The organism is Aquimarina sp. 433 (genome assembly GCF_054054605.1).
Genome location: NZ_JBSWZK010000007.1, coordinates 316,975 through 327,328 on the forward strand (window position 1 = coordinate 316,975; position 10,354 = coordinate 327,328).

The 10,354-nt window shown below is 33.0% G+C and carries 5 protein-coding genes; all 5 read left to right on the forward strand.

Annotated features, from left to right (window positions below):
• Window positions 1–102 precede the first annotated feature (102 nt).
• Window positions 103–843, forward strand: a complete 741-nt coding sequence (locus ACWNT5_RS16070; RefSeq protein WP_299607219.1) for a LytR/AlgR family response regulator transcription factor — start codon at window positions 103–105, stop codon at window positions 841–843.
• A 1,594-nt stretch (window positions 844–2,437) separates the two neighbouring features.
• The gene (locus ACWNT5_RS16075) at window positions 2,438–4,393 is read left to right on the forward strand and encodes a tetratricopeptide repeat protein (RefSeq protein ID WP_456517913.1); all 1,956 of its coding nucleotides are present in this window, start codon (window positions 2,438–2,440) and stop codon (window positions 4,391–4,393) included.
• Between the two features lie 102 nt (window positions 4,394–4,495).
• Window positions 4,496–5,167, forward strand: coding sequence for a response regulator (locus ACWNT5_RS16080; RefSeq protein WP_299607222.1), 672 nt, complete (start codon window positions 4,496–4,498; stop codon window positions 5,165–5,167).
• 434 nt (window positions 5,168–5,601) lie between these two features.
• A complete protein-coding gene (locus tag ACWNT5_RS16085) occupies window positions 5,602–5,766 on the forward strand; it encodes a hypothetical protein (protein WP_299607223.1) in 165 nt (54 codons plus the stop codon).
• Window positions 5,767–6,798: 1,032 nt separating this feature from the next.
• Window positions 6,799–10,354 (forward strand): VCBS domain-containing protein (locus ACWNT5_RS16090; protein ID WP_456517914.1); only part of this gene is annotated, 3,556 nt, incomplete at its 3' end.

Consider the following 10,354-nt stretch of genomic DNA (forward strand, 5'->3'; position numbering starts at 1 on the left):
GATATAAGTAAAAAACCTAACTTGTAATCAGTAAATGTGTACAATTTTTTTTGAATACGAACAGTATTTAATGACCAACGCTAACCTTTAATTGTTTACCTCATGAAATACCCTTACATCATTATTGATAATGATCAGAATTCTGCACGCAAAATTCAGATCGCTCTCGAAGATCACAATGATTATATGTGTACTGGAATTGCCGAAAATGAGCAAGAGGCGTTGGACTTGATTTTAGAAAGAAAACCAAGATTAGTTTTCTTAGAACCGGAAGTACCGGGAGTTCAATCGTCTACCACGAAGTATAATCTATTATCAGAACTTACAAAGTATATGACAAACCTACCCGAGTTTGTTATTATTACAAAAACTACAGACTATGCTATCGAAGGTATACGTAATCGTGTACTGGATTATATCCTGAAGCCTTTATCTAAAAGCGACCTTATCAAAACCGTTCTTAGATTTGAGAAAGATTTTGAAGAGGTTACTACGGATAACACCTTGTGTTTTAAGTCGTATGGAGATTATCGTTTTGTAAATATCGATGATGTTCTGTATCTAAAAGCAGATAACAATACTACCGATTTTATCATGAGTAATGGTAATAAGGTAGAGGCTTTTAAGACTTTAAAACATTTTCAGAATTTATTACCAGATCACTTTGTGAGAATTCATAATAGTTACATTATCAATACCAAGTATGTGTCTAGAATACATTTTGGTAAAGCTAAATGTGCTATTAAAAACACAAGTGATATGATTCCTTTTTCTAAATCTTACAAAACCAATGTAGAAGAAATTAAGGATACCCTAGCAAAGAATAGTATTCTTTATGTGTAGTGCGTGATGTTGTTTATGATAGATTTTAATAAACAAATAATCACGCTGCAAACCCAATGAAAATTGAAACCTTTTATCATCTTATAATAATTGGAATATCCTATAAGATGATGAAATAGCGAGAATTAAAATTCTCACTTTATTGTAAAACCCCGTTAGTTGGTTATTACATACAAAAAGAATCAAAAAAAATGTACATCAGATGAACTCATTGCTTTTTGTAATATCTAGTAAATGTGTATAAGAGCAGTCAGTTGTTTTATTTATTTTTAGATCACACAAATATCTTACTTATAATAAAACGCAAGTCAGGACCTCCTCGCCACAGCGAGGAGGTTTTTTTGTTTTCAATAGCTTCTTGTTGTCAGTCTGAGCCTGTCGAAGACCCATAAAACTATGAGTTAAAATCACTTCGATAAAGCCTGTTCTGAATTTGTCGAAGGATTTAGCGCTACAAAAAGGAACGAATTATTTTAATAATAGCTCTCCCAATCCCTCTTTAATCAATCAGCTTTTGAAAGGTTTCTTAAATCTTAATCTAGAATGAAGTGTTATATGGAAGCCTATCGAAATACTCTCTTTTATTATATGATGATCAATATATACCGATAAGAATCAATCAACTACCTATCTATATTGTTTTATTTGATAAATTCCCTACCTACTTGTAAGGTTTTTATATAAGATAGGACGAAGATGTGTGGGGATTTTTTCTAACAAGCTTGAAACTAAACCCTTACAGTATAATGAGGGAATTTTCTTATTTGATTTAAGGGAAATTATCTAACTACTTCTTTTTCAGCAAAGAAGCTTTGGTGGTTTAAGATTCTTTGGCTTCTTTAGATTTATTGGGTTTTTGTTTTTTTTAAGTTTTTTTTAGGTAAATTTTACGGGAATTCTAGTAGTAATCCATTTCTTACATATTTCTTGTTTTTTAAAAATCGGTCATTCACTCGTATAAATGACCCATCTACACCGTACAGGTATCCATCCACTAAACACACCTTAATATATTAGGCGCGAGGGGGCAATCTCCCTACATTTGTAGTGTACAATTAAGGTTATCAACCTATTACACATTTACTAAAGGATATACAGAGAGAAATCTAAGTATGCCGCTGGCCAGCGAAATCCTTACAAAACAGAAACCAAGAAAACGAAAGTTTGATTGCACTAAACAAAACAAAAAAAAAGTTTAGAAAAGGAAAAATTTTAATAAACAACAAATAACAACCAGAATAAGATATTAATTATAAAAGATATACCATTATGAAAGCTATAAAAACTATATTCGCAGTATTATTCGTAAGTTCAATGTTCATCGCTTGTGAGTCAGACAGTATTAATGAAGAAGTAGGAGTAAATGAACTAGAATTTGAAAAATTAGCAGGAGAAGAAGAGGCTGAAACTGATGTTGACTAAATAAAAAATAAATTATCATAAAAGGTCATGAATAATTTCGTGACCTTTTTTTTATTAATTTTATTTCATAAATTATTTAAAAAATAAAATAATGCGATTTTGTTTTATGCTTGTGTCCTTTTTTATTTTATTGGCTTGTAATGAGTCTATAAATCCTATTCAAAAAGGAGAAATGAAGGTAAATTTAATAAAACCTCATATGGATCTTGCTCAAGACAAGAGCAAAAGTTCATCAGAACGACTAAATAATTTAGAAATAGCATATGGAATTGCTTCTACGTTAGAAGACAATGCGGATAAATTAGAAATAATTTTTGATATAACAACGGAATATTATCGATTAAAAGATTTAGAGAAATTTAAAAAATTCAACGATAAATCTTTTGAAATAGCTAGTTCGATAGGTGATTCAATTCGTCTTGCAAAAACATATTTTTATAATGGTCTTTATTATAGAAAGACTGATTTGAATACTGCATTCAAGAACTTCTACGAAGCTAAAGAAATTTACACAGCTTTTGACGAGAATAAAATAAGAGATCAGTCTGAATATGCTTATGATTACGGTAAGGTTTTAATTGATTTAGCGCAAATTTCAAGAAGAGTCAATGATTATACCGAGAGTGAGGCATTAACTATTCGAGCAATTCAAAAGTTTGAGCTTTCTGGGAATTTAAGATATTTAACTTTATGTTATACGAATCTTGGTAGGGTTTCTAGGTATTTAGAGAAGTATGATGAGGCTGTTGAATATCATTTAAAATCAATTGAATACGGTAAAAAAACGGAGAAAACAACCTTACATGCTGTAGTAGGCTATATAAATATTGGGGAGGTTTATAAATATCAAGGAAACTATGATAAGGCAAGAGAATATTATAAAAAAGCTTTAGCTTACAAGTCTTATTTGAAAACTGATCGTGGGAGGTACGCTTCAATAATAGATAATTTAGCGTATGTTAATTTCCTATCAAACGATTCGGATTCTATTCCAAGCTCTTTTCATAAAGCTTTGGCTATAAGAGATAGTATAAACGATGTAAAAGGTCTTCCTTCTAGTTTGATACATCTTTCAGAGTATTATAAATTTCAAAATGAGGATAGTATTTCAAGATTATTTGCCAATCGCGCTAAGGATGCTTCCCTAGAAATTAATAGTAATGAAGAACTGTTAAAGTCTTATCAATTATTATCAGAAGTTTCACCTTCGGAAGAAGGATTGGAATACGCCCAGAAATATATAGTTTTAAATGATAGTTTGATAAAAGAGGAGAGGTCTTTTAGGGATAAATTTGCTCGTATTAGATTTGAAACCGAAGAAAAGGAACAGCAATTAACTGCAATAAGTAGAGAAAATCAGTATTTAATCTTTGCTATTTTAGGACTATCCGTATTATTTTTATTAGGATATGTCATCTTCAGGCAGCAGCAGAGTAATAAAGAGTTATTGTTTGAGCAAAAGCAGCAACAATCTAACCAGGAGATTTATCGATTACTACTTAGTCAGCAACTAAAATTAGAAGAAGGGCGTAAGATGGAACAACACCGTATGTCCGAAGAACTGCATGATGGTGTGTTGGGTAGATTGTTTGGGGTGCGATTAAGCTTAGATGGGATTAATCAGCGTGCTAATGATGGATTTACCGATGCTAGAAATAAATATATAGAAGAGCTTAAATCTATAGAAAGAGAAATAAGATTGATTTCGCATGATTTGGGTACCGAAACCTTATCGCCAGATATTGCCTATGTAGATGTAGTAGAAAGTTTGGTAAGTGATCTGTGTACGGTACATAAAATGGAGTTCGAGTTTGCGAATGATGAAAACATTGATTGGGAAGTAGTAGATGATCAGAAAAAAGTAAATCTATTCCGTATTATACAAGAGTCGCTACAGAATATATTTAAACATGCAAAGGCAAAAAGCGTAAAAATAAACTTCGATTATGTGGATGATAAAATAAATCTTACTATTTTAGATGATGGAATCGGATTTAAAAGCAGTAAGGTAAAAAGAGGAATTGGTTTAAAAAATATTACATCCAGAGTTACCCAGATGAATGGTGTAGTAGATTTTATTAGTAATCAGGATGCAGGTACCAAAGTATCTGTAGGTATACCAATTTAATTAATGTAAATGTTGTCATATCCACTTACTCAGTATACTATAAATGTTTTATTGTAGTTACATAAGTAACCAGATAGGATAACAACTGACAAAATTTTAAAAATGAAGAAAAAGTTAAAAGTTCTTATGATTGATGATCATCCAATGATTATCGAAGGATACAAGAACACCTTATTAGGAGAAAACCAAAAAGAATACCAAATCAAAATTGATATCGCATCTAATTGTGATGATGCATATCAGAGTATTCTAAAATCTTCTAAAACGACTCCTTATGATATGCTTTTTGTAGATATTAAGTTGCCACCTTCTTCTGATGGTTCTATCACCTCTGGAGAAGATCTGGCAAAACATGCTAAAGAGTTATTGCCTAAGGCAAAAATTATTATCCTAACGATGCATAGAGAGGATCATAGGATTCATAATATATTAAAGAACATAAATCCATCTGGTTTCTTAATCAAGAGTGATCTTACTTCTGCAGAGTTATTGTTGGCATTCAATAATATCGTGAGTGGTACTCCGTATTATAGTGCTACGGTAAATAATCACTTTAGAAAAATGATGACCAACAACTTCTCACTAGATGAGAAAAATCTTAAAATTTTATATCACTTATCTAGAGGTGTAAAAACCAAGAATTTACCTAACTATGTAAGTTTGTCGTTAAGTGCTATAGAAAAGCGTAAGAACCAAATAAAGGAAATGTTCTCTATCGCTAAAGCAGATGATCAAAAATTATTAGAAGAAGCGCGTAAACGAGGATTCGTATAATAGAGAAATTTTTAAACAGATATAGAATAGAAGGGACAGCAATTGCTGTCCCTTTTTGTTTTTCCGAATGTTTGATTAACGATTTTAATCTTTTGATGCGAGGGTTGTCTAAAGCTAAAAATAGAGGCTTTAAAAAGTGTTGATATTTAGGGTTTTATTTAAAGGGGAAAAATCCCCTATTTTTTAACAGTGTGTTAATCTCGATGTTAATTGAGGTTTATCCGTAATAATATTTAATTTAAATAGTTGTATTTCAATATATTTGATAAGAATTATAGGGGAATATATAATCTGATTCACACAAACTTTTTAATGTTTTTTTAGTGGTTACTGATTGCTTATTTAGTGATTGTAATCTTGCAGTTTTAATCAATTTCAGACGCAAGCTGGGAGTGTCTTAAAATGTTCTCAGATAACTATTTAATTTATATAATATGAAAAAGTTAGCGAATTTAAAAAAAGTAAGTGTGTTAAGTAAAAGTATGCAAAGTACGATCCATGGTGGGGACTATGTGATGGCAAGTTGTAGTGATTATTGTCCAGGTACTGTTCAGGGGAACATTTTTACAGGACAATGTACTTGTATTACGGGAGAATAATAAAGGGCTATTATTCGATTGATTCCTAGATAAATTACTTTTAAAGCTTTCCAGTAGGAAAGCTTTTTTCTTTTCGGGATGTTTTAGATTTTTATAAGGGAAATTTCATTATTATTTTATTTAAATATTTAAGGGAATATTTATTTTTATATACAAGTATTATTTCCCCTTATATTTATTTTTCTTTTTATAATTACGGTTTTTAAGTAAAAAAAATGAGGTTATTAATCTTTGATAATCAGTTAAATAGTTATAAATTTAAAATGTTAAAGTACATTAGTTGATTTGTTGTTAAAATTTAACATAAAATAATTAACAAATTAATTGAATTATATTTTGCTGTTTTATGCGAATTAATTTGTTAGATTTAAGTGTTGATTTATAATCGTTTTTTAAAGACATTTTTTGATGTGATAATCGCTTTTTTAAACGATACGAATGCTAAAATATTTGTTTGTCGCAAGAGGAAAAATAAATACGATCTAAGATGCCTATGAAAATAATTACTCAAGCAGTAAAACATAATATATTTCACAATAAACCTATCGTCTTTCTTATAAGACGCACTACTAATATTCCTATTTTTTTTAATGTTTTTCCTAATGAAGAGTTCCGATTTTTATCAGAGAAGGAACGGATAATGAAAGGGAAAACCACCTTCTTATATAATGCTTTTTGGAGTAACTATATAAGGACAAGGTGTAACGCTATTACTTACCCCACATTTTTTATAAAGCAATTTAGTAAGTATACAAAGTTGCTTGTATTGTGTAACATCCTATCTAAACTAAATATGAAAACGATTGATCTATAGTAATTGGTAATTCAGCTACGTTAACTATCAGTTTTGTCGATAATTAAAAATCGTGATGATCCTTTTTGTTAGGTTTAGACAAGGAGAGAATGTTACAGGTCTACAGTATTTCTTATGAATATGTCTGTAGATATTAAAAATACCAGTAGAGAATAATAAGTGAAATCTTGATGAATCAAGATTTTATGAAGGTAGATATTTAATAAAAAGAAGCTCCTATGCGTGATTTGAAATGTAATTGGATAATAGAACTTTTTTCTATTAGTCTAAATAGAAGTGTTTTACAAAAGGGAAATATACGTAGAACAAAATTCTTATGGCTGCAAGTGCTATTATTATGTATAATAATGATGTTGCCTAATATGGTTATGTCTCAGAAAAGTGGTTCTACCGTTACGGTAGAAGCTTATCAGGAGATATTCCCTAAAGATGAGATGGATTATGAGTTAGGAATGGGAGGACCTATATTCCATACTATTAACTCCGCAACCGATGTGAAATTTCAACGAACATTTTCTGCTCTGTCTTTCTCGGCTAAATCACCTACAGATCCACCTACCTTGGATTTGGACGCACTTACTCCCGGAAATAATTATGAATATTTTTTAGAGCCTACTACAACAAACGTATTTCCGATTTCTAGAGGGCAAGTGGAAATTACTTCGGATACAGGCACATTATCTAGTGCGACTATTACTGTGAGTGGAAATGTGGATGCAAGTGAAATATTGGCAATAAATAATGGTACTGGGTTTGATTTATATTTTTTTACAGGTTCTAATTCTTTTCCTCCTTATGATATGGGGGGAGGAATTGTTTTACAAGTAACTCACACAGGGACTACCTTTACGATTACAGAAACTACTAGTGATCCTATTCCTAATGATGTTTTTGAGGATTTTATAGCTCTTATTTTTTATGGAGATTTAACCTCTCCCTATACAGAAGGTGTAAGAACCTTAGATGTAACATTAAATGATTCTACTGGAGGATCTTCTACTTCGCAGACTATTATTAATATAGTTACGCAGCCTGATGTAGTTGATGATACTAACAGTATCGCAGCCAATTCGGTCACACCCATTACTGGTGATGTATTAGCCAATGATACGGATGCAACTCCAGGAGATTCGATCATAGTATCAGAAGTTAATGTTTTTCCGTCAGAAGTAGGAATGAGCTATAGTACCCTTTATGGGACCATCACAATTCAATCAAACGGATCGTATTCCTATACAGTGGACACGACGAATCCAGCAGTTGCAGGATTGGTAAATGGAACGAGTTTAGATGATATTATAGCGTACACTGCCGAAGATACTACCGGTGGTTTTGATTATGGAATTTTAACGATTACAATCAATGGAGTAGATGATCCCCCAACAGCTGTCGATGATGTAAACAGTGTAACGGTGAACGTGCAGAACACTGCCAGCAGTAACTTGATCGAAGGAGATGGAGTAAACGGACAGGATTTATTGGATCGTCCTTTATCAACCTTAATTTGGGAGAATGAGTTTACTAATGGAGCTGCGGTAAATGGGACTTCTTTAACGATTGATGGGATAACAGTAGATTTTACGGCCTTGGACCCAGATGGTATTGGCACAGTTAGTAACTTAACTTCACAGAATACTGCAACAAATGGAGGGCATACGGGGTATTTATTATTTAATATAGATCCAGCTACATTGTCCAACCAAGATACCGCTATTCAAATAGATTTTGGTCAGGAGGTTTTTAATTTAGGGTTTTTGGTTACGGATATTGATTATTCTCAGGGTACAGTTTGGCAGGATCAAATTACAATACAAGGGTTTTTAGATGGTATTCCTGTTACTTTTACAAAAACAATTACAGGAGGTATCGTAGATGCTGGTGGAGATACTTACTATGGTTTAGGTAGCGCTGTTCCTTCAGATGCTACTGGAAATATTAATGTGGCTTTTGATGGGCCTATTGATCAATTGGTTTTGTCTTATAATTACGGTCCTAATGTAACTGATTCGGATCCAGGAGGTCAAATTGCAGGTGTTTCGGATATTTTTTGGCAAGGAGATAATGGGGTTACTGTTATCATAATTAATGGAACTCCTGTAGTTGGTGCTACCACTGTGGCTACTACTTATGGTTTTATTACCGTAAATCCTGATGGAACATATACCTATACGGTAGATCCAACAAATCCTGCGGTAGCTAGCTTGCTAGTAGGGCAAACATTAACGGACACGATTCCTTACACGTTAGAAGACGCATTAGGGAGTACAGATGATGCCAATCTTATCATTACGATTAATGGGTCGGCAGTAGATTCAGATATGGATGGAGAACCAGACTGGACAGATTTAGATGATGATAATGATGGAATATTAGATAGTAATGAATGTTACGTAAGTGATGTGCTTATAGGAACTCCAGATGGAGTTCAAGATGGTAATTTTGGCGTTGGATATTGGGATGCAGAGTACTATAGTGGACATTTTGCTATTGCTGGTTCTACTTTTGGGAATAGTAATCAAAATAGTACATTAAATGGCTCAGTAGGTACTCCTACTTTTGTAGGAGAAGCTTATGTAGGAGGTAATTCTCTAAGCTTCACAGAATCAGGGTCGTATGCTCAAACATCTCCAGGTGTTTTTGATACCAATTCCAGTACAGGTCTGGTGCCTCCTAGTTATGTGGGAACTAATGTAGATGATGTCGGTTTTCAACCCTATTATCAAACAATTTTTAAAAGAGTAGCAGATATAGACGGAACTCTAAACTTCGGTGGTGCAGGATTTAGTGTGGATGATGTTTTTGAGCTTTTTATCAATGGAACAAGACAAGTCTTTGCTTCTTTTTGTTGTGGAGCTACTGATTCACCTAATGATTCGTTTAGTTTTCCAGTAACAGCAGGAGATCAATTAGAAATTAGATATACAAACTTAGGCTTTGTAGGAAGCTTTCAGTTTAATTTATTATTAACGCCTTCTTGTAATACTGATGTAGATGGTGATGGTGACCTAAATGGACTGGATCTGGATAGTGATAATGATGGTTGTGATGATGTGGTAGAATCAGGAGGAACGGATACTACTCCTGCAGATGGAGTATTGGATGGTACTGGTTTTGATGGAAGTGGATTGGTAACTGGTGGTACTGGAGGCTATGACGGGATTACAGGAAATGAATATGTGGCTACACAATTAACAGTAACCACCACACCTGCTAATGAAACAGTAAATGCTGGAGAAACGGCTACTTTTAGTGTTGTTGCTACGGCTCAATCTACTACTACATTCTCTAGTGGTACCCCAGATTATACAGTGCCTCCTGCAACAGATGTGTCAGGAGCTATTGTGTACCAATGGCAAAGAAATGGTGTTGATATTAATGGAACTACAGATGGGGGTATATATAGTGGTTTTAATGGAGCTACATTAACAATTACAAACCCAACTACTGCCTTAGATGGAAATACATATAATGTGATTGTTACGCATCCTGCTAATGTTTGTATTAACGAACAAAATAGTGCTTCTTTAACGGTAAATCCGACGAGTGATTTAAGTATTGCCAAGAGTGTGGTATTGACAACCGATGCTGATGGCAGTACTACGATCAGTGCCGGTGATACCGTTACCTTTAGTGTTACGGTTACCAATGAAGGCCCTAACAATGCTACGGGAGTAGGCGTAGGAGATACGGTTCCAGATGGATATACGACTATTGGAAGTATCAGTAATGGCGGAAGTGAGAGTGGTGGTTTGATCAGCTGGAGTGGCTTAAGTG